Genomic DNA, 20,113 nt, shown 5'->3' with positions numbered 1-20,113 from the left:
CCCAGGCCGAGGCGGCTTCCAGCAGTTCACACCTCTGCGACACTCGGGCGCTGTGCGCGGTCGTAGCCGAGCATGGCTGTGAGGTCTCGACATGACGGGTATCGAGAGTGGAACTAACCTGTTGTCGTGGAGGCGCGTTGAGCAGCTCGCCGAGTTCCTGCTCTCGGATCTTGCGCCGCACCTCCGCCACCCTCCGGAGCCGCGGCATGGTCCGGTGAGCGTCAGACGCGACTTCGTGATCCCCGACGGGCCGGCAGACGTGGGGATGTACCAGCGCGCCGCGTCACGCCGCGGCAAGGAGTCCTCCTATGCCTTCAGGAATAGAACCCTTCACGTTCGACTACCCGGATGCGGAGCTCGAGGACCTCCGTGCACGTATCCGGGCGACGCGCTGGCCGGACAAGGAGACGGTGGACGATCAGTCGCAGGGCACTCGACTGGCCTCGATCCAGGAACTCGCGCGCTACTGGGCTGCCGACTACGACTGGCGCAACGTCGAGGCGAAGCTGAAGGCTCAGCCGCATTTCACCACGGAGATCGACGGGCTGGACATTCGCTTCATCCACGTCCACTCGAAGCATGAGAATGCTCTGCCGCTCATCCTCACTCACGGGTGGCCCGGCTCGATCATCCAGACGCTGAACATCATCGGCCCTCTCACCGATCCCACGGCCCACGGCGGGGACGCGTCGGATGCCTTCCACCTGGTGCTTCCGTCGATACCCGGCTACGGATTCTCGGGGAAGCCGACATCGACCGGCTGGAGGCCCGAACGCATCGCGCGCGCGTGGGCAGAGCTGATGAAGCGCCTGGGGTACACCCACTACACGGCGCAGGGAGGCGACTGGGGCGCGATCATCACGGACCTGATGGGTGCGCAGGCCCCTCCCGGACTCGCCGGCATACACACCAACATGGCAGGCGCCGTTCCCTCCGAGATCGACCAGGCCCTCGCGGCCGCCCGGCCACTGCCACCCGGCATCCCGCAACCCACGGCGGACGAGCAGCGCGCAATCGACCAACTGATCTTCCTGTACTCACATGCCCACTACGCCTACACGATGGCGACGCTCCCGCAATCGCTGACCGCACTGGCGGATTCACCGGTGGGGCTGGCGGCCTTCCTGCTCGACCCGGGCCTGGAGCTGATCCCCCGAGCGTACGGAGGAGATTCCGACGCCCTGACGCGGGACGACGTGCTCGACAACATCACCCTCTATTGGCTGACGAACACGGCCATCTCCGCTGCTCGTCTCTACGCGGAGAACACATCACCCTTCCTCGGCGTCAAGGGCGTAGACCTGCCGGCCGCGGTGAGCGTCTTCCCCGGCGAGCTCTACGCACCTCCGAAGAGCTGGGCCCAGCGGGCCTACCCCAACCTCGTCCACTACAACAGACTCCCCACAGGCGGGCACTTTCCTGCCTGGGAGCAGCCGGATCTCTTCGTCGACGAGGTACGCACCGGCCTTCGTCCGCTGCGCACGACGCCCGCAGGCACTGCCCGGTCCTGACGTGCCCCGGTTGGAGATCGCTGCTTGTCAGCAGTTCGGAGAGGTTGGACCGGTTCCGCAGGTCAGCAGGACAATGGAAAGGAGGCCCTTGGGCCGTGACGGACCGAGGGCCTCGCTCACGGGACATCCCTCAGCCGAGAGCGGACGGCGCCGACAGGAGTTGTGCGCGCGAGGTGACGCCCAGCTTGGTGAATATGTTGCCGATATGCCATTCGACCGTTCGCGGGCTGATGAACAGTTTTCCGGCGATCTCGCTGTTCGTGTGTCCGGCTTTGACGAGCCGAGCGATTTGTGTCTCCTGACCGGTCAGTTTGACGTCGGCACCAACCGCTCGCTTGCGTGCGCGTTCTCCGGTCGACTTGAGTTCTCTGCGGGCGCGGTCGGCGAAACCGGCCGCTCCCATGGTGCTGAAGTTGTCATAGGCGAAGCGGAGGTGTGTGCGACTTTCCTGGCGACGGTTCTCACGACGCAACCATTCACCGTAGAGCAGATGAGTTCGAGCCAGGTGTACGGCGATCTTGCATCGTCCGAGATGCTCGATGGCTTCTTGGTAGAGGCCATCCGCGGCCCGGCCAGTGCTCAACAGTGCGCGGGAACAGGCCAGTGCGCCCAGTGCCCAGTCGGTGCCGCTGGCGTGGGTGCGCTCGGTGAGCCTTTCCAGTGCCTCCGTGCCCACCTCGGGCTGTCCGCTGCGGGCGGCAGCTTCGATGAGTTCGATCAGAGCCCACCCGAAGAATCCGAGGTCCTCGTACTGGCATGCGCTTTTCGCGGCTTCCAGGGCGTTGTCGTACTGGCCGATGCCGTTGTACAGCAGGGCGGTCGAGTATTCGGCCAGACCGAGAATGCGGCCCTCGCCTCGGTCGTGCGCCTCTTGAATGCTGGATTCGATGAGCTCCAGCATCTGGGACTTCTGCGCCTTCCAGGCGCCGAGGACAAGCAACGTGTACAGCATGGGTGGGCTGTTCGTAGCCTCCGAGATTGTTTTGGCCTCATCGATCTCGGATTCAGCCAGGTCGAAATCTCCTGCGTGCACATGGAAGCATGCCTGGTAGTTCAGAGCCATGGGGAGCACGGAAAGAGCTCCCGCATCGCGGGCGATGTCGACGGCGCTGTCTGCCATTTCGCACCACGCGTCGTCGTCCCACAGCTCCGGCGCGAAAGGCTCGGGGGTCAATGGGCAACCCAGCCACAGCCAGCGACTGCCCTCCAGTACGCCATTCTTCTGCTCCTCTTGGACGATGCGCAGCGCATGCCAGAGAGCGTCGACGCTGGCGGAGAAGCCATCGATGATCAGGGAGGCGATGCTGTCCAGGAGGACGTCGACTGTCCGTACCTTCGGCGGCATCAGTTCGGCGCGGGCCGCGGCGGCGACTTCTCGATGCGTGGGCTGTTCCGTGAGCCGGCCGGCGAAGACCGCGGCGCCGGCGGCTTCCAGCAGAGTTTCACGGGCAAGGTCGGGGTCGAGGGGCGCCAGTCGGTGTGCGGCGTCGAGAAGGAGACGAGGGGCGTCACTGCCCCGTACCCGAGAGAACACCAGGCTCGCTCGCAACCGCTCGAGGCGGGCGCGGTGCAGGGCGTCCAGAGGGCCGGCATCGGCGATCGCGAGCATGTCGTAGGCCTGATCGGTCCCGCCCGCGTCGATGCTGGCCTGTGCGGCGGCCAGCGCGCGAGTGACCCGGCGTGCCGGGTCGGATGTCATTTCCACTGACCGCCGCAGGAACGAGGCTGCTGCCGCGGCACCGCCCCTGCTCTGAGCCCGGCTGGCCGACTCTTCCAAGTCGGTGGCAATGCTTTCGTCCGGCCACGCGGCGGCGCGTGCGCGATGCCAGGCTCTGCGGTCCGGGTCATGAGGGTCCGTGGCTTGTGCCAGGGCTCGATGAGCCGTCCGGCGATCCTGTGCGGACATCCTTTGGTAGATGGCAGAGCGGATCAGGGGATGGTGGAAACGCACCGTGGTCCGGAAGTCGACCAGCCCTGCGGCGTCCGCGGGCGCGGCGGCGTCGACCGGAATGTCCTGCAAGGCGATCGCGCGAAACAACAGGCACACGTCTCCGGTGGGCTCCGCGGCGGCGGTCTGCAACAGGCGCTGGCTGTCCGTTGGAAGAGATCGGAACTGCTGATGAAACGCGTTCTCGAGGTAGCTCGTCAGCGGGCGGCTGCCCGGAAGCCAGAAGCCTCCTGCCAACTCAGCCGGCGCCAGAGCGTGCGGCAGGTGCAGCAGGGCCATGGGGTTGCCGCGGGCCTCGGCAACGATCCGGTCCCGTACGAGCGGGTCGAGCCGCACGCGCACGGCGGACGCGAGCAAAGCGCGGGCTTCGGGTTCGCTGAGGCCCTTGACCGCCATCTGGGGCAGACCGGTCAGATCGCGGTCGGAAGGCGCCCGAAGGGCGAAGATCAAAGCTACGGGTTCTGCCTTCAAGCGCCTGGCCACAAAAGACAACACCTCGATGGAGCCCTCGTCGATCCACTGCGCATCGTCGATGAGACATACCAGTGGGTGATCCTCAGTGGTGCTGGCCAGGAGACCGAGCACGGCCAGCCCGACCAGAAAACGACTGGGCGTCTTGCCCTCCCGTAGCCCGAACGCGACAGACAGGGCGTTGCTCTGCGGTTCGGGCAGCTCGCGCAGTCGTCCCATCATGGGCGCGCACACCAGCTGAAGGGTGGCGAAGGGAAGTTCCATCTCCGATTCGATGCCTGCGACGTCGATCGTGCGGAACCCGACGGCCCGACGGGCGGCGTACTCCAGAAGGGCGGTCTTGCCGATACCGGCCTCACCGCGGAGAACCAACACTGCGCTGTTTCCGGACCGAGCTGTATCCAGTACCTGATCCAGTGCTGCCAGGTGGTCGATCCGACCCCATAGCCCGCCCTGCGATCGGACGGCGAACTTGCTCATAGGAAGCGATCTTCCCGATTGGTTGGTGCGTTCCTCAGCGTTGATCGACGGAGACTATGGGGTGCCTCCCGTCGGGCATAACGCTTCGCAAGACCATCAAATCTATCACCTTTGTCCGATTCTGCTGATGCGCGGCCGGCACCGCCCGGACCCCTTTCCTTGACGCGAGGGCCCTCGCCAACGCCAACAGCGGCTCGCTTGGCACGCCGCGTAAAGCCCGTACTCACGCCGTAAACCCCGGGGTCATGCCCGTGCGACCCCGGGGGCGACGAGACACGTCCCGGGCGAGACTCAGGACCTCATTGAGTGAGCACCAATCTCCGACTGGAGGAAATCCCATGTCTGTCACTTCCGAAAGGACGGCGATCCGGCCGTTCACCGTGGACTTTCCGGAAGCGGACGTCGCTGATCTGCGTCAGCGCATCGCAGCCACGCGCTGGCCGGAGAAGGAGACCGTCGACGATCAGTCGCAGGGTCCGCAGCTCGCGACTGTTCAGGAAATCGTCCGCTACTGGGGCGAGGACTACGACTTCGGCAGGGTCAAGGCGAAAGTAGGCGCCTACCCGAACTTCATCACCGAAATAGACGGCCTGGACATTCACTTCATCCACGTGCGTTCGTCACATGAGGGTGCTCTGCCGATCCTCGTCACGCACGGGTGGCCCGGTTCGGTCGTCGAACAGCTGAAGATCATCGAGCCCCTCACCGACCCAACCGCACACGGTGGCAATGCCTCGGACGCCTTCGACGTAGTGATTCCGTCGATGCCGGGCTACGGCTTCTCCGGCAAGCCGACCGCCAAGGGCTGGGGGCCGGACCGTATCGCGCGCGCGTGGGCCGAGCTGATGAAGCGCCTCGGCTACACACGGTATGTGGCGCAGGGCGGCGACTGGGGTGCGGTCGTCACCGACGTCATGGCTCTGCAGGCCCCCGAGGGACTGGTCGGCATCCACACCAACATGCCGGGTGTGGTCCCCCCTGCGATCGACCAGGCGCTCGCGACCAGTCAGCCGCTACCGGCCGGCCTCCCGGACCTCACGGAGGACGAGCAGCGCGCTGTCGACCAGCTGACCTTTGTGTATGCGCACGTCTTCTACGCGTACATCATGGCCTCACGTCCGCAGGTGCTGACCGGCCTCGCGGATTCGCCCGCGTTCCTGGCCGCCTTCCTGGCCGACCACGACCGAGACAGCCTGGCGATGATCACCCGGTCGTTCGCCGGTGAACCCGAAGGCCTGACGCGAGACGACTTCCTCGACAACGTCACGCTCTTCTGGCTGACGAACACCGGGGTGTCCTCGGGCCGCCTCTACGCGGAGAACACGTTCCCCTTCTTCGGCGCCAAGGGAATCACCCTTCCCGTCGCCGTGAGCGTTTTCCCCGAGGAGCTGTACGAGTCCCCTCGGACCTGGGCAGAGCAGGCCTATCCGAACCTCATCCACTACAACCGGCTCCCCAAGGGGGGACACTTCGCGGCTTGGGAACAGCCGGAGTTCTTCGTGAGTGAGCTGCGTACCGGGCTCCGGTCGCTGCGCAACTGACCGCTCGCTCGTCCGAGACCGGCCCTGCGGTCGAGCAGATCGAATTCGATCTGCTCGACCGCTCAGGCCACGGCGGTCGGTTGCCATCGAACGGATATGCAGCACCTACTTGAGAAGCTGCCCACCGTCGTCAGCAGTCGGACCGGATACGGCGGAGGCGGGAGGCCACACGCGACCCACCTCCCTGCCCGGACCGGCGGCTGCCGAGAGGAATGGAGATCCATGCCGTACGACATCGAAAAGACGGACGAACAATGGCGCGCGGAGTTGAAGCCTGAGGAGTACCGGGTCCTGCGCCGCGCCCACACCGAGACGCCGTTCACCGGCGAGTACACCGACACGAAGACGGAGGGCGTCTATTCATGCCGCGCCTGCGGTGCCGAACTCTTCACCTCGAAGGAGAAGTTCGACTCCCGGTGCGGCTGGCCCTCGTTCTTCGACCCGAAGGACTCCGACGCCGTCGAGCTGGCCGAAGACCGGTCGTACGGCATGGTGCAGACCGAGGTCCGCTGCGCCCGCTGCGGCTCTCACCTCGGGCACGTATTCGAGGGTGAGGGATTCCCGACCCCGACCGACCAGCGGTACTGCATCAACAGTGTCTCCCTGCGTCTGAAGCCCGACGCGAGCTGACGCGACGCCCTCGCCGGGGAGACCGCGCCGACGGGATCCGCTGACGGTCTTTCACGCAACTGAGGCCTCAGACCATGGCGCAACCCTGAACCCGGCGATCTGGGAGACCACGGAGTACGTCTGGCTTCGGGTGACACCATGAGGCAGCCTCTGCCGGGCGAGCGGTCGGCAAACGCTCATTCGGGCATCACGGCCCGACGGTAACCAACCCGCGAGTAGACCCGTAGACCGATCGTCGACTCAGAGGTTCCCCACGCGATGCCCCAGCTTGACGGCGGCGCTGCCTTGCCGCCGTGGTGGAGTTGGCGCCGTGTTCGGTGAGCAGCGGGATACGCAGGCGCGGACCTCCAGCCGACCTTCGGCACCTGCCCGCCGACGAGTGCCGGCCCGCCACAGCTGTTCTGCCGTCCTCGCCCCCATGGCCAGCGCCCCTCGGTGAACCGCCTACGGACCACAGCAGAGCCCCGGACCGATATCGGTCCGGGGCCCCCGTTCACGTGCCCTACTGCTCAGCCCTTCACGCAGATGACCTGCTTCAGCTTCGCCACGACCGCCACCAGATCCCTCTGCTGGTCGATCACCTTCTCGATCGGCTTGTACGCCCCCGGGATCTCATCCACGACGCCCGAGTCCTTACGGCACTCCACGCCCCGCGTCTGCTCCTCCAGGTCCTTCGTCGAGAAGCGCTTCTTCGCAGCGTTCCGGCTCATCCGCCGACCCGCCCCGTGCGACGCCGAGTTGAACGACTTCTCGTTGCCCAGGCCCTTCACGATGTACGAGCCCGTGCCCATCGAGCCCGGGATGATGCCGAAGTCCCCGCTGCCGGCCCGGATCGCTCCCTTGCGGGTGACCAGCAGGTCCATGCCCTCGTACCGCTCCTCCGCCACGTAGTTGTGGTGGCAGGAGATGACCGGGTCGAAGGTGACCTTCGCCTTGCGGAACTCCTTGCGGACCACTTCCTGGAAGAGGCCCATCATGATCGCGCGGTTGTACTTCGCGTACTCCTGCGCCCAGAAGAGGTCGTTCCGGTACGCCCCCATCTGCGGGGTGTCCGCGATGAACACCGCGAGGTCCCGGTCGATCAGGCCCTGGTTGTGCGGCAGCTTCTGGGCCTGGCCCATGTGGTACTCCGCGAGCTCCTTGCCGATGTTCCGCGAGCCGGAGTGCAGCATCAGCCACACCGCGCCCGACTCGTCCAGGCAGAACTCCACGAAGTGGTTTCCGCTGCCCAGGGTTCCCATCTGCTTCGTCGCGCGCTCACGGCGGAACTTGACGTCGTCCGCCACGAAGTCGAACCGGGTCCAGAAGTCGTCCCAGCCGCCCGTCGGGAAGCCGAACACGCGGCCCGGGTCCACCGGGTCGTCGTGCATGCCCCGGCCGACCGGAATCGCCTGCTCGATCTTCGAGCGGAGCCGTGAGAGGTCACCGGGCAGGTCGTTCGCCGTGAGAGACGTCTTCACCGCGGACATGCCGCAGCCGATGTCGACGCCGACCGCCGCCGGGCAGACCGCTCCGTGCATCGCGATGACGGAGCCGACCGTCGCGCCCTTGCCGTAGTGGACGTCCGGCATGACGGCGAGACCCTTGATCCACGGCAGCGTCGCCACGTTGCGCAGCTGCTGCATCGCGACGTCCTCGACCGAGGCCGGGTCCGTCCACATCCGGATGGGGACCTGCGCACCCGGTACCTCTACATACGACATGACTCCTCAATTCCCCCGAAAAGGTACGAAACGCAAAAGCCGCGTCAATGCCCGCGAAAGACTCGACGGACCGGCATTCACGGCAGTGCGTGCGATACACATTGTGTCCATCGGCCGCGTGCGCGCGGCAACAGCTTTTCCGTTCGAAGGGAGCCTGGGAACCGTGCAACGAAAGGCGTACGCGCCCGGCCTTGCGGCGCTGCTCGCGGTGCTGGTCGCAGGCTGTAGCGCCGGGGACGGCGGCGACGGCTCGGCCACGGACTCCAAGGCCGGCGAGGGCACGCAGTCCGTCGCGGAGCCCGGCAAGTACCGCACGCTGCTCGAACCGTGCGGCTCCGTCGAGCGCGGCACGCTCAAGGACCTGTTGCCCGGTACCGCCGAGCTCCCCGAGGAGCAGCAGCAGCGCATCTTCCGCGGTACGGCCGCCGTGACCTATGACACCGACCGCCGGGTCGGATGCAACTGGAAGGCCGACTCCCCCGACGCCTCGCACACCCTGAGCCTCGACTTCGAACGCGTCGTGTCGTACGACACCTCGGTGAGCGACGACGACCGGGCGCAGGAGGTCTTCGCGAGGAAGCAGGCCGGCGCCTCGCTGCCGGTCGCCGAGGACCCGCGCGACGAGAAGGGCAAGGCCTCGCCGCCGGCCGGCACCCCCTCCGGGCCCGCGTCCCCGAGCGGCAGCCCCTCACCGGGCGCGAGCACCGGCACGGACGATCCGTCGGCCACTCCCGAGGGGCTGGAGCCCCGGGAGCTCGACAGCCTCGGCGACGCGGCCTTCCTGGACGACGTCCTGAACCCCGCGGGCGCCGGATCCACCGCCCAGCGGCGGACCGTGAGCGTGGTGTTCCGCACATCCAACGTGATCGTGACCATCGTGTACCGGGAGCAGCCGGCGCGTACGACCGAGGTCCCCGACAGCAAGGAACTGCAGGAAAAGGCGCAGAGTCTGGCCCGGAACCTGGTGGAGAAGTTCAGCGCCTGAGGGCCGTGCGGGACGGGTCGGGCGACGGTGTACGTATCCCGGGACACACACGCGGCCGTGCCGTGTCCGCGTACCGTGGCCTCGCCGACCGGAGTGACCGTACGACTATCGAGTGAAGGAACCATGCACCGTTCAGCCTCGCGACTCACCCGCATTCTCGCCTGTGCAGCCGTCCCGGTGATGCTCGTCGTCGCCGGTTGCTCGTCGGACTCCGACGGCAAGAAGGAGTCGGGCGCCGACAAGCCGGCCGCCGCGAGCTCCCAGGACTCCGCGGACGACGCGCCGAAGCCGCAGAACATCGAGCCGGCGAAGTTCGCCAAGCTGCCCGACGCCTGCGACGCGATCACCGCGAAGACGATCGAGACGCTGGTCCCGGAGACGAAGACGAAGAACGGCACGGCCGGCAAGACCTCGGACACCACCACCCGCGGCAGCTGCTCCTGGAACGGCCTGGAGGACAAGGGCGTCAAGGGCTCGCAGTACCGCTGGCTCGACGTCTCCTTCCTGCGCTACGAGTCGGAGTCGTCCCTGGGCGTCAGCGGCCAGAAGCGCGCCGAGGACAACTACGCCAAGGAAGTCGCCAAGGCCCGGGCCGCGCAGGGCGCGAAGAACCTGCGCACCTCTCCCGCCGCCGGTGTCGGCGAGGACGCCAAGGCGATCGGTTACGAGCTGAAGAAGACCGACGAGGACTTCACCTACGCCACCATCGTGACCCGCACGGACAACGTCGTGATCACGCTGACCTACAACGGCACGGGCTACGCGGGCGCCAAGCCGCCGGCCGCCTCGGACCTGATGAAGGGCGCCATCACGGCGGCCAAGGAGGCCGTCGCCTCCGTGACCGCTGCGAACAAGTAACGCTGCGAACATGTGACTTTCGGCAAGTAGGTTCAGGCCACGGCCTGTTGGCGGAGTCCGCCGCTCCCCGCGAGCGCGGACTCCGCCGGCATGTGCCAGGCTGTGCCCCCTCGGAGGGCACATGCGTCACTGACACGGGAGGGGATCGCGGGTGGCCGCGATGCAGCTGACACGCACGCACCGCATACTCATCGCGCTCGTGGTGAGTGGCGCGGTGATCATTGCCGCGATCGGTTTCGCGGGTTCGTACGCGGCTGTGCGCGAACTCGCCGAGCGCAAGGGCTTCGGCGACTTCGCCGTCGTCTTCCCCATCGGCATCGACGCGGGCATCTGTGTGCTGCTCGCGCTCGACCTCCTGCTGACCTGGCTGCGCATCCCCTTCCCGATGCTCCGCCAGACGGCATGGCTGCTCACCGTGGCCACGATCGCGTTCAACGGCGCGGCCTCCTGGCCGGACCCGCTGGGCGTGGGCATGCACGCGGTGATCCCGGTGCTGTTCGTCGTCTCCGTCGAGGCCGCCCGCCACGCGGTGGGCCGGATCGCGGACATCACGGCCGACAAGCACATGGAGGGCGTGCGCATCACGCGCTGGCTGCTCTCCCCGATCCCCACGTTCAAGCTGTGGCGCCGTATGAAGCTGTGGGAGCTGCGCAGTTACGAGCAGGTCATCAAGCTGGAACAGGACCGGCTGATCTACCAGGCGAGGCTCCAGGCCCGCTACGGACGCTCCTGGCGCCGCAAGGCCCCGGTCGAGTCGATGATGCCGCTGCGCCTCGCCAAGTACGGTGTGCCGCTCGCCGAGACGGCCCCGGCCGGACTCGCCGCCGCCGGCATCGAACCGGCACTCCTGCCCCCGTCGCCGCAGCCAGAACTCCAGCCGCAGGCGCAGCCGGCACCCCAGCCCCCGAGGCAGGTGCGCGGCACCGCCCAGCCGGAACTCCCGCCCGCGCAGGAGTGGCCCGAGGAGCACGAGCAGTACCCGGAGCCTTCGCAGGAGCAGTACGAGAACGAGCCGTACGAGCACGAGCAGCACGAGCAGTACGCCGGGCCCGGTCCGTACGGTCCCGAGGCGCAGCAGCGCGGCCCCCAGCAGTACCCGCAGTACCAGGAGCAGGGGCAGTACCAGGATCAGGGCCCGTACCAGGAGCAGGCGCAGGCACCGGCCGCCACCCATGAGAGCCCGTGGTTCGCGGCTCCCCAGGTGCCGCAGGAGGCCTACCAGGAGGCGTACGACAACGGCTTCACGCCGCCGTCCGCCGAGGGCCTGGAGTCCAGTGCCGTACGGGTCCCCGCGGGCCCGGGCCGCACCCGCCCGCTCGGCGGTGTCGTCCCCGGCCCCCGGTCCGAGAGCCAGGAGCAGATGCCGCTGGACGGGGAGGCGGCGGAGCAGCCGACCGACGCCGCGGACTTCCGCGAGGCGGCCTACCCGGTGTTCGAGTCGTATGTGAAGGAGCACAGCGACTGGCCGAGCACCGAGCAGCTCGACATACATCTCTCGGACGCCCACGGCATCCGGCACCCGCGCAGCGCGGCGCTGCTGCGCCAGCTGATGCCCGAGTTCAAGAACCGCTTCCAGGCCGACCTGGAGGCCGAGCACATCGCCTGAGACGGGCCGCGGCGTCCTGCCGCGGGTCCCCCCGCCTCACGCCGTGGTGTGTCCGCGCCCCAGCCCTGGCTTCACGCCTTGGCGCGCTTGCGCCCCGTCTCGCCCACGACCGCGATGACCGCGCCCACGGCGAAGAGGACGACATAGCCGGCGGTGGGGATGTCCCACCACTGGTGGAGCAGGCCCCAGGGCCCGTCCCCGTAGAGGCGGCCGCCGGCGCCGAGGGCGCCCTGCACGGCGGTGATCCAGCCGATGATCGCGATGGTCTCGTTCTTCATGACTCCACGCTCTCCGGCCGCGGAGTCCGGCACATCGTGCGCACGGCGGAACCGACGGTAGGCCGAAGGATGCAGACACGGCCGGAGGGCCGCCCCGCGCGATGCGCGAAACGGCCCTCCGGGTGCGACGACTACGCGCCGAGCAGCTTGCGCACCCGGTCCGCGCCGACCGCCAGCAGCAGCGTCGGCAGCCGCGGGCCGGTCTCCCGGCTCACCAGCAGCCGGTACAGCAGGGCGAAGAAGGACCGCTGCGCGGTCTTCAGCTCCGGCGTCGGCTTGGCGTCCGGCGCGAGGCCCGCCATCACCTTCGGCACGCCGTAGACGAGCGTGGTGAGCCCGTCCAGCGACCAGTGCGAGTCCAGCCCCTCCAGCAGCAGGCGCAGCGACTCGCGGCCCTCGTCGTCGAGCGAGCCGAGCAGCTCGGCGTCGGGCTCCGAGCGCACGACGGTCCGTGCCTCTGCCGGGACCTGGGTGGAGATCCAGTTCTCGGCGCGGTCCAGCCTCGGGCGCACCTCGTCGAGCGAGGACAGCGGGTTCGCCGGGTCCAGGTCGCTGAGGATGCGCACGGTCTGCTCGTCGTGGCCCGCGGTGATGTCGACGACGGAGGCCAGCGTCCGGTACGGCAGCGGCCGCGGGGTGCGCGGCAGCTCACCGGCGGCCGTACGGGCGGCGCGGGAGTGCGCGGCCAGGTCCGCCGGCAGGGCGCTGCCGTCGGCGACCTTGGACTCGAGCTTGTCCCACTCGTCGTACAGCCGCTGGATCTCCTGGTCGAAGGCGATCTTGAAGGACTGGTTCGGCCGCCGGCGGGCGTACAGCCAGCGCAGCAGCGGAGCCTCCATGATCTTCAGCGCGTCGGCCGGGGTCGGCACACCGCCCCGGGACGACGACATCTTCGCCATGCCGGAGATCCCGACGAACGCGTACATCGGCCCGATCGGCTGCTCGCCGCCGAAGATCCCGACGATCTGCCCGCCGACCTGGAACGAGGAACCGGGCGACGAGTGGTCGACACCGCTGGGCTCGAAGATCACTCCTTCGTAGGCCCAGCGCATCGGCCAGTCGACCTTCCAGACCAGCTTGCCGCGGTTGAACTCGTTCAGCCGGACCGTCTCCGAGAAGCCGCACGCGGAGCACTGGTACGTCAGCTCGGTGGTCTCCTCGTCGTACGCGGTGACCGTGGTCAGGTCCTTGTTGCAGCCGCCGCAGTAGGGCTTGTACGGGAAGTACCCGGCCGAGCTCGTGCCGTCGTCCTCGGCCGCGGCGCCGGAGCCCTCCGCGGCCTCCAGCTCGGCCTCGTCGACCGGCTTCTGGCCCTTCTTCGGCGGTGCCTTCTTCGTCCGGTACTGGGCGAGGATCGCGTCGATGTCACCGCGGTGCTTCATCGCGTGCAGCACCTGCTCGCGGTAGACGCCCGAGGTGTACTGCTCGGTCTGGCTGATGCCGTCGTACTCGACGCCCAGCTCGGCCAGCGACGCCTCCATGGCGGCCCTGAAGTGCTCGGCCCAGGTCGCGTACGGCGAGCCCTCCGGGGCGGGCACCGAGGTCAGCGGGCGGCCGATGTGCTCGTGCCAGCTGTCGTCCACACCCGCGATGCCCTTCGGCACCTTGCGGAAGCGGTCGTAGTCGTCCCAGGAGATCAGGTGCCGGACCTCGTACCCGCGCCGCCGGATCTCGTCGGCGACCAGGTGCGGGGTCATGACCTCACGGAGATTGCCCAGGTGGATGGGGCCGGAGGGGGAGAGACCGGACGCGACGACAACCGGTTTCCCAGGCGCACGCCGCTCCGAATCTGCGATGACATCGTCCGCGAAACGGGAGACCCAGTCGGTCTCGGTGCTGCTCTGAGCCACTGTCGGCACGTCCTTCTTTCTCGAAGCTTGGCGAGGCCATTCTCCCAGACGGATCGACCCGCCTGCCGGTTGCCTGCTCACGCCCCGGACACGTCGGATAAAGAGGTTGCCCGCCCATGGGACACTTGACAATCGATATAGACCTCGACCCCAGGAACGGAAGCTCATGGCCTCGGTCCCTTCCCTCGCTTCGACCGTGCAGCAGCGCCTCGCGGACGCCCTCTCGGCTTCACTGCCGGAGGCCGGGTCCGCCGATCCTCTGCTGCGACGTAGCGACCGGGCCGACTTCCAGGCCAACGGCATCCTGGCGCTCGCCAAGAAGCTCAAGGGCAATCCGCGCGAGCTGGCCGACAAGGTCGTCGCGGCGATCCCGGACAACGACGTGCTGAAGGAGATCGAGGTCTCCGGACCCGGCTTCCTGAACATCACGGTCACCGACGAGGCGATCGTGCGGACGCTCGCGGCCCGCGCCGCCGACGACCGGCTCGGTGTGCCCCACTCCGCCGACGCCGGCACCACGGTGATCGACTACGCGCAGCCGAACGTGGCCAAGGAGATGCACGTCGGCCATCTGCGGTCCGCCGTGATCGGCGCCGCGATGGTGGAGATCCTGGAGTTCACCGGCGAGAAGGTGATCCGGCGTCACCACATCGGCGACTGGGGCACCCAGTTCGGCATGCTCATCCAGTATCTGATCGAGCACCCGCACGAGTTGGACCACCAGGGCGGCGAGGTCTCCGGAGAGGAGGCCATGTCGAGCCTCAACCGGCTCTACAAGGCCTCGCGTACGGTCTTCGACTCCGACGAGGAGTTCAAGGCCCGCTCACGGGACCGGGTCGTGGCGCTCCAGTCGGGCGACGAGGAGACCCTCGCGCTGTGGCAGAAGTTCGTGGACGAGTCGAAGATCTACTTCTACTCGGTCTTCGGCAAGCTCGACATGGAGATCAACGACCCCGACGTGGTCGGCGAGTCCGGCTACAACGACATGCTCGACGAGACCTGCCGGCTGCTGGAGGAGTCGGGCGTCGCCGTCCGCTCCGAGGGCGCGCTCTGCGTCTTCTTCGACGACGTGAAGGGCCCGGACGGCAACCCGACCCCGCTGATCGTCAAGAAGTCGAACGGCGGCTACGGCTACGCGGCCACCGACCTCTCCGCGATCCGGGACCGGGTGCAGAACCTGGCCGCGGACACGCTGCTCTACGTGGTCGACGCCCGGCAGTCCCTGCACTTCAAGATGGTCTTCGAGACCGCGCGCCGGGCCGGCTGGCTGAACGACAAGGTCGACGCGGTGCAGCTCGCCTTCGGCACGGTGCTCGGCAAGGACGGCAAGCCGTTCAAGACCCGTGAGGGCGAGACGGTCCGGCTGGTGGACCTGCTGGACGAGGCGGTGGACCGGGCGACGTCCGTGGTGCGCGAGAAGGCCAAGGACCTCACCGAGGAGGAGATCGCCGAGCGTGGTGCCCAGGTGGGCATCGGCGCGGTGAAGTACGCCGACCTGTCGACGTCCGCCTCGCGGGACTACAAGTTCGACCTGGACCAGATGGTGTCGCTGAACGGCGACACGAGCGTCTACATCCAGTACGCGCACGCGCGGATCAAGTCGATCTTCGGCAAGGCCGGCGGCATCGAGCCGGTCGCGCACCCGGAGCTGGAGCTGGCGCCTGCCGAGCGGGCGCTCGGCCTGCACCTGGACCGGTTCGGCGAGACGGTCGCGGAGGCGGCCGCGTCCTTCGAACCGCACAAGCTGGCCGCGTACCTCTACCAACTGTCGTCGCTGTTCACGACGTTCTACGACCAGTGCCCGGTGGTCAAGCCCGCGCCGCCGCGGGAGGTCGCGGAGAACCGGCTGTTCATCGCCGACCTGACCGCCCGCACGCTGCACCGGGGCATGGCGCTGCTGGGCATCCGTACCCCCGAGCGCCTCTGATCGCCGTACGGTCCACTGGCCGGAGTCAGCGAGCCTTCCACTCGCTCTCCTCCGGCCAGTAGTCGTACCTCGGCCGTCCCTTCATCGCGCTGGCCCGGAACGGCTTGCCGTCGTCGTCGACGCGCACGGTCCCGTGCCGGTCGCCGACGCTCCAGTCGACCTCCAGGTACCAGCTCACGTCGTGGGCCTCGGTCTTCAGGTCGAGGTTGAGCACCTGCGGGTCGCCGGCCGAGACCTTGTACGGGAATCCCTTGGCGGGCACGACCGTGTCGCCCTGCTGTCCGGCGACGGGACGCACGATCGGCCGGGGCTTGTCGAGGTCGACGGCGAAGGTCTGCGGAGTGATGCCGCTGCCGCAGCCCTCACCCATGGAATACGTCTGCCAGGCGAGCGGGGCCTTGCGGGCGACCACCCGCACATGTACGGCGTTCAGGACGACGGACTCCTGCGCCTTTCCGGTGACGGTCAGTTGGAGCCGCATACCGCCGGCGTCGACGCCGCCGAGTGCGCGGCCCCAGCCGCGGTGGTCCTGTGGGGCGGGCGGCGGCGGCACTTCTCCGGGCGCCTGGTCGAGCAGGAAGTACTGCCCGCACGGCGAGTCCCAGTTGTACGAGCTGACGCCGGCCCGCACCGGCACGCCGGTCACGGGACGCTGTGGCGCCCGCTCGCCGGAGGCTGTTGCCGACGGGGTCGCGGACTTCCGGGGTGCGCTCGCGGAGGGGCTGCCGCTCGGCGAGGTGCTCGCGGACGGGGAGGCTGGGCGGGAGGCGGTCCCGTCGGGTTTCACCGCACCGGCCGCGCCCTTGCGGTCGTCGTCCGCCTTCCCCGAGCCGCTGCCCTGACTCGCGACGACGGCGGCCGGGACGGCGAGCGCCACGACGGCGGCAGCCGCGACGGCGACGACAACGCGCTTGCGGCGGGCGCCGCTTGCCCTGGGTGTGGGGTCCGCCGTGGCTGTGGTGATGAGCGACGTGGGGGGCGTGGACTCGGGTTCGGCTCCCGGCGCCGGCGTGTGCTCCGGTTCGGGCTCGGGGGCCGGTTCGGGCTCGGGCCCCGGTGCGGGCTCCGGTTCAAAGCCCCCGTCCGGCTCCTCCGACGCGGCCGCGGCCGCCGGCGCCCCCTTCCCCCTTCTGCGTGCCTCGTCCGCGAGGATCCACTTGCGGTGCACGGCCACCAGTTCCTCGGAACTCGCCCCGCACGCCCGGGCGAACCGCTCGATCGGCGCGAACTCGGTCGGTACCGCTTCGCCGTTGCAGTACCGGTGGAGCGTCGAGGTGCTGACGTGGAGCTTGCCGGCGAGGACTCCGTAACTCCGCCCCGAACGGTCCTTCAGTTTTCTGAGCCGTGCCGCCAGTTCCTCGGCCTCGGGCGTCGCCGCCACCTCGTACATCCCCTCGTCATCGCACGCGTCCGTCCCGGAATGCCGTTCCAGGCAAGGGCTTTACCCCCAGGTCACAGTACGCGGCAGCGTTCCGGCTTCCCCAATGGTCCCTGCGGCGTTGCGGCCCCGGGCGCGGTCCCCGCAGTCTGTGATCACACCGCACAGCCGACCGGGGAGCAGTCATGCGAACCCCTCTACGCAGCATGTTCGTCGACGCTGCGGCCGTGCTCGTGCTGATCGCGTCGATCGCGGTCGTCACGGCGCTCGTCCGGAATCACTGACCGGCTCACACGCATCACCACACGGGGAGAACGAACCATCATGCGCAACATCCGCACCCGCACCTCAGCCGTCGCCGCCACCGCGCTGCTCGCCGCGCTCTCGCTGACCGCCTGCCAGAGCGACGGCAAGGCAGCGGTCGGCTCGCCCTCCGCGAGCACGACGGGCGGCCAGGATTCGGCCGCCGCGCCCTCGACCCCGGCCGCCGGCCAGCCCGCGGGCGGCGGCGACACGGCCTCCGGCACCGGAGGCGGTACGGGCGGCACCGGCGGCAAGAGCGGCGGCAGCAGCGCGAGCAAGGGCGGCGACACGGGCGCTGCGGTCACCACACCCTGCGGCGACCGCGTCAAGGTGACCTACAGCAAGGTCAGCCGCCCCATCAACCACGGCCTGCTCACGCTCACGAACACCGGGTCCAAGGCGTGCAACGCCTATCACGCGCCGCTGCTCCGCTTCGACGAGGCACAGGCCGCCACCGCGATCAACGACGAGAGCCGGCCGCAGGCCGTCGTGACGCTGCTCCCCGGCGAGTCCGCCTACGCGTCGATCATGCTGTCCTCGGCCGACGGCAGCGGCACGAACGGCGGCACGGCGAAGAAGCTGGCCGTGAGCTTCGCCCCGCGCGACGGCGGCGGCTCGACGGACGCCGCACCGGCCGGGATCACGCTCCCGGCCGGCACGTACATCGACACCACCACGTCCGTCACCTACTGGCAGCGCTCCATGAACGACGCCCTGACCTGGTGACGAGGGTCGCGCACCGTCACATGAGGGCGTGCGAGGGCCGCTGAGCGGTCTCGTCGATCTCCGTGTGCGCCTTCTGCAGCAGCTGTGAGGCGAGGTCCATCATGGCGCGTGCGCCCGCGATCTCCTCGCCCACCAGCAGTTGTGGTTCGTCCGACCGGTGACGGTTCGCGTTGCCGTGGCCCCGGATCTCCGTGCCGTCGCCGAGTCTCACCATGGCGGCCGCGCGGGTCCGGTCGCCGTCTTCCCGGAACTCCATCTCGATGTGCCATCCGACGAGTGTCTCCATGGCCGATCACCTCCAGCGGTACACCTTCCAGGGTGCTCCGCACCGGCGCCGATGACCACTTTCCGAGGCCGGGGCGTGTGCGCGGGGTACGCACCTTCCGGTGAGTACCGCACCGAATAGTCGGTACTTGTGGGCTTTCGGGCACCGGACAAGGATCGGGGGCGTCCCGAGAATCCTTGTGAGGAGCCCCGCCGTGTCCGCGCCGCAGCCCCCTGTTCCGCAGCCGTCCGAACCCGCCTCCCGGTCCGCCGTACCGCAGCACTCCGCGCCTGGGTCCCGGCCCCCGGTGTCCGTTCTCGGTCTCGGCATGATGGGCTCCGCCCTCGCCGCTGCCTTCCTCGCGGCCGGCCACCCGGTCACCGTCTGGAACAGGACCCGCTCGAAGACCGGGCCGCTCGTCGCTCAGGGCGCGGTGCCGGCCCGCTCGGCGGCGGAGGCGGTGACCGCGGACGGGCTCGCGGTCGTCTGTCTGATGACCAACGACAACGTCCGGGAGCTGCTCGACTCCCTCGGCGACAGCCCGGCGGGCCGTACCGTCGTCAATCTGACCAACGGAACCCCCGCGCAGGCACGGGAGTTGGCCGTCCGGGCCGCCGAGCTCGGCATCCGGTACATCGACGGCGGCATCATGGCCGTCCCCCAGATGATCGGCGGACCGCACGCCTACGTCCTCTACAGCGGGGACGAGCAGGCCTTCGGGACCCACCGCTCCACGCTCGCCGCGCTCGGCGGCACCACCTTCACCGGGACCGACCCCGGACTCGCGGCGCTGCACGACCTGGCACTGCTCACCGGTATGTACGGCATGGTCGTCGGTGTCCTTCAGGCCTACGCCCTGGTCCGCACCGAGGGCATTTCGGCCACCGACTTCTCCGAGCTCCTGGTGCCCTGGGTCGGCGCGATGCTCTCCGGTGCGCCGCAGTGGGCGGCGGCCGTCGACTCGGGCGAGCATCTCACCGACGTCTCCAGCCTCGCCGTCAATCAGGCGGCTGTGCCCAACTTCCTTGCGGCGTTCAGGGATCAGGGCGTCACCACCGAGTTCTTCGAGCCGCTGAAGGCGATCCTGGACCGGGCGATCGAGGAGGGTCACGCGGACGACGGGCTCTCCCGTCTCGTCGACCTGATGCGGGCGTAGCGGCGAAATCGCGCCACCTGGTGATTCGCATTGGTCTATACCTTGACTCGATCACGTCAATAGCGCTTGAGTGTGCGGCACAACCCCCCACCACGGCCTGGCCGTTGCTGTGAAGGAGTGCACGAGTGCTGAGACAGCGCATCAAGGTATGGCTCGCCGCGATCGTCGCCGGAGTCGGTATCGCGGCAGTGGGCCTCGCGCCCTCCGCCACGGCAGCCCCCACTGCCGCCGCTGACGCCTGCACCTCCGCGCCCAGCTGGCAGGCGGGCGCCTGGTACACCACTGGCAACGTTGTCAGATACACCGACGGCCGGTACTACATCGCCGAGCACGACAACCCCGGCTACGACCCGATCATCAGCACCTGGTTCTGGGAGCCCTACACCTGTAGCGGCGGTGGCGACCCGCAGCCCGGTGGCTTCGTGGTCAGCGAGTCCCAGTTCAACCAGATGTTCCCGGGCCGCAATTCCTTCTACACCTACAGCGGTCTGACCGCG

15 protein-coding genes and 1 pseudogene are annotated in these 20,113 nt (G+C 68.6%); 10 read left to right on the top strand and 6 right to left on the bottom strand.

Going from position 1 to position 20,113, the window contains the following annotated elements:
• Positions 1-308: 308 nt before the first annotated feature.
• A complete protein-coding gene (locus ACFWU3_RS33700; protein WP_384445012.1) occupies positions 309-1,511 on the top strand; it encodes an epoxide hydrolase family protein in 1,203 nt (400 codons plus the stop codon).
• A gap of 130 nt (positions 1,512-1,641) precedes the next feature.
• Here the strand turns inward: ACFWU3_RS33700 and ACFWU3_RS33695 are convergent, their stop codons facing one another.
• On the bottom strand, positions 1,642-4,410 hold the full coding sequence (locus tag ACFWU3_RS33695) for a LuxR C-terminal-related transcriptional regulator (RefSeq protein WP_384445011.1): 2,769 nt from the start codon (positions 4,408-4,410) through the stop codon (positions 1,642-1,644).
• 338 nt (positions 4,411-4,748) lie between these two features.
• On the opposite strand from ACFWU3_RS33695, the gene ACFWU3_RS33690 reads away from it, so the two are divergent.
• On the top strand, positions 4,749-5,951 hold the full coding sequence (locus ACFWU3_RS33690; RefSeq protein WP_384445009.1) for an epoxide hydrolase family protein: 1,203 nt from the start codon (positions 4,749-4,751) through the stop codon (positions 5,949-5,951).
• 222 nt (positions 5,952-6,173) lie between these two features.
• Positions 6,174-6,581, top strand: coding sequence for a peptide-methionine (R)-S-oxide reductase MsrB (msrB, locus tag ACFWU3_RS33685; RefSeq protein WP_384445007.1), 408 nt, complete (start codon positions 6,174-6,176; stop codon positions 6,579-6,581).
• Between the two features lie 509 nt (positions 6,582-7,090).
• Here msrB and ACFWU3_RS33680 read toward each other — a convergent pair.
• Positions 7,091-8,284 (bottom strand): RtcB family protein, encoded by a 1,194-nt coding sequence (locus tag ACFWU3_RS33680; RefSeq protein WP_384445005.1) that lies wholly within the window; start codon positions 8,282-8,284, stop codon positions 7,091-7,093.
• A gap of 163 nt (positions 8,285-8,447) precedes the next feature.
• On the opposite strand from ACFWU3_RS33680, the gene ACFWU3_RS33675 reads away from it, so the two are divergent.
• The 3 genes from ACFWU3_RS33675 to ACFWU3_RS33665 all read left to right on the top strand — a co-directional run bounded on the left by ACFWU3_RS33675 (position 8,448) and on the right by ACFWU3_RS33665 (position 11,733).
• Complete coding sequence (locus ACFWU3_RS33675; protein ID WP_384445003.1) at positions 8,448-9,269, top strand: DUF3558 domain-containing protein; 822 nt, start codon at positions 8,448-8,450, stop codon at positions 9,267-9,269.
• A gap of 123 nt (positions 9,270-9,392) precedes the next feature.
• Positions 9,393-10,127 (top strand): DUF3558 family protein, encoded by a 735-nt coding sequence (locus tag ACFWU3_RS33670; RefSeq protein WP_384445001.1) that lies wholly within the window; start codon positions 9,393-9,395, stop codon positions 10,125-10,127.
• A 151-nt stretch (positions 10,128-10,278) separates the two neighbouring features.
• Positions 10,279-11,733 carry a DUF2637 domain-containing protein gene (locus ACFWU3_RS33665; protein WP_384444999.1) on the top strand — a complete coding sequence of 485 codons (1,455 nt, stop codon included), beginning with the start codon at positions 10,279-10,281 and terminating at the stop codon, positions 11,731-11,733.
• Positions 11,734-11,804: 71 nt separating this feature from the next.
• On the opposite strand, the gene ACFWU3_RS33660 is transcribed toward ACFWU3_RS33665, so the two are convergent.
• Positions 11,805-12,011, bottom strand: a complete 207-nt coding sequence (locus ACFWU3_RS33660; protein WP_327681565.1) for a hypothetical protein — start codon at positions 12,009-12,011, stop codon at positions 11,805-11,807.
• A 131-nt stretch (positions 12,012-12,142) separates the two neighbouring features.
• Positions 12,143-13,870, bottom strand: a complete 1,728-nt coding sequence (lysS, locus tag ACFWU3_RS33655; RefSeq protein ID WP_384444997.1) for a lysine--tRNA ligase — start codon at positions 13,868-13,870, stop codon at positions 12,143-12,145.
• 157 nt (positions 13,871-14,027) lie between these two features.
• On the opposite strand from lysS, the gene argS reads away from it, so the two are divergent.
• Positions 14,028-15,788: an arginine--tRNA ligase gene (gene argS, locus ACFWU3_RS33650; RefSeq protein WP_384444996.1), complete on the top strand. Its 1,761-nt coding sequence runs from the start codon at positions 14,028-14,030 to the stop codon at positions 15,786-15,788.
• Positions 15,789-15,813: 25 nt separating this feature from the next.
• Here the strand turns inward: argS and ACFWU3_RS33645 are convergent, their stop codons facing one another.
• Positions 15,814-17,178 (bottom strand): helix-turn-helix domain-containing protein, encoded by a 1,365-nt coding sequence (locus tag ACFWU3_RS33645; protein ID WP_384444994.1) that lies wholly within the window; start codon positions 17,176-17,178, stop codon positions 15,814-15,816.
• 312 nt (positions 17,179-17,490) lie between these two features.
• On the opposite strand from ACFWU3_RS33645, the gene ACFWU3_RS33640 reads away from it, so the two are divergent.
• Positions 17,491-18,195, top strand: a complete 705-nt coding sequence (locus tag ACFWU3_RS33640; protein ID WP_384444992.1) for a DUF4232 domain-containing protein — start codon at positions 17,491-17,493, stop codon at positions 18,193-18,195.
• A 16-nt stretch (positions 18,196-18,211) separates the two neighbouring features.
• Here ACFWU3_RS33640 and ACFWU3_RS33635 read toward each other — a convergent pair whose 3' ends face one another.
• On the bottom strand, positions 18,212-18,481 hold the full coding sequence (locus ACFWU3_RS33635; protein ID WP_327681575.1) for a DUF1876 domain-containing protein: 270 nt from the start codon (positions 18,479-18,481) through the stop codon (positions 18,212-18,214).
• Positions 18,482-18,674: 193 nt separating this feature from the next.
• On the opposite strand from ACFWU3_RS33635, the gene ACFWU3_RS33630 reads away from it, so the two are divergent.
• Both ACFWU3_RS33630 and ACFWU3_RS33625 read left to right on the top strand, forming a co-directional pair.
• Positions 18,675-19,616, top strand: coding sequence for an NAD(P)-dependent oxidoreductase (locus tag ACFWU3_RS33630; RefSeq protein WP_384444989.1), 942 nt, complete (start codon positions 18,675-18,677; stop codon positions 19,614-19,616).
• Between the two features lie 125 nt (positions 19,617-19,741).
• Positions 19,742-20,113, top strand: a pseudogene (locus tag ACFWU3_RS33625) (chitinase); the annotation flags it as partial.

The sequence above is a fragment of the Streptomyces sp. NPDC058685 genome (assembly GCF_042714725.1).
Classification (GTDB): domain Bacteria; phylum Actinomycetota; class Actinomycetes; order Streptomycetales; family Streptomycetaceae; genus Streptomyces.
This window is presented reverse-complemented; position numbering and strand designations above follow the sequence as displayed.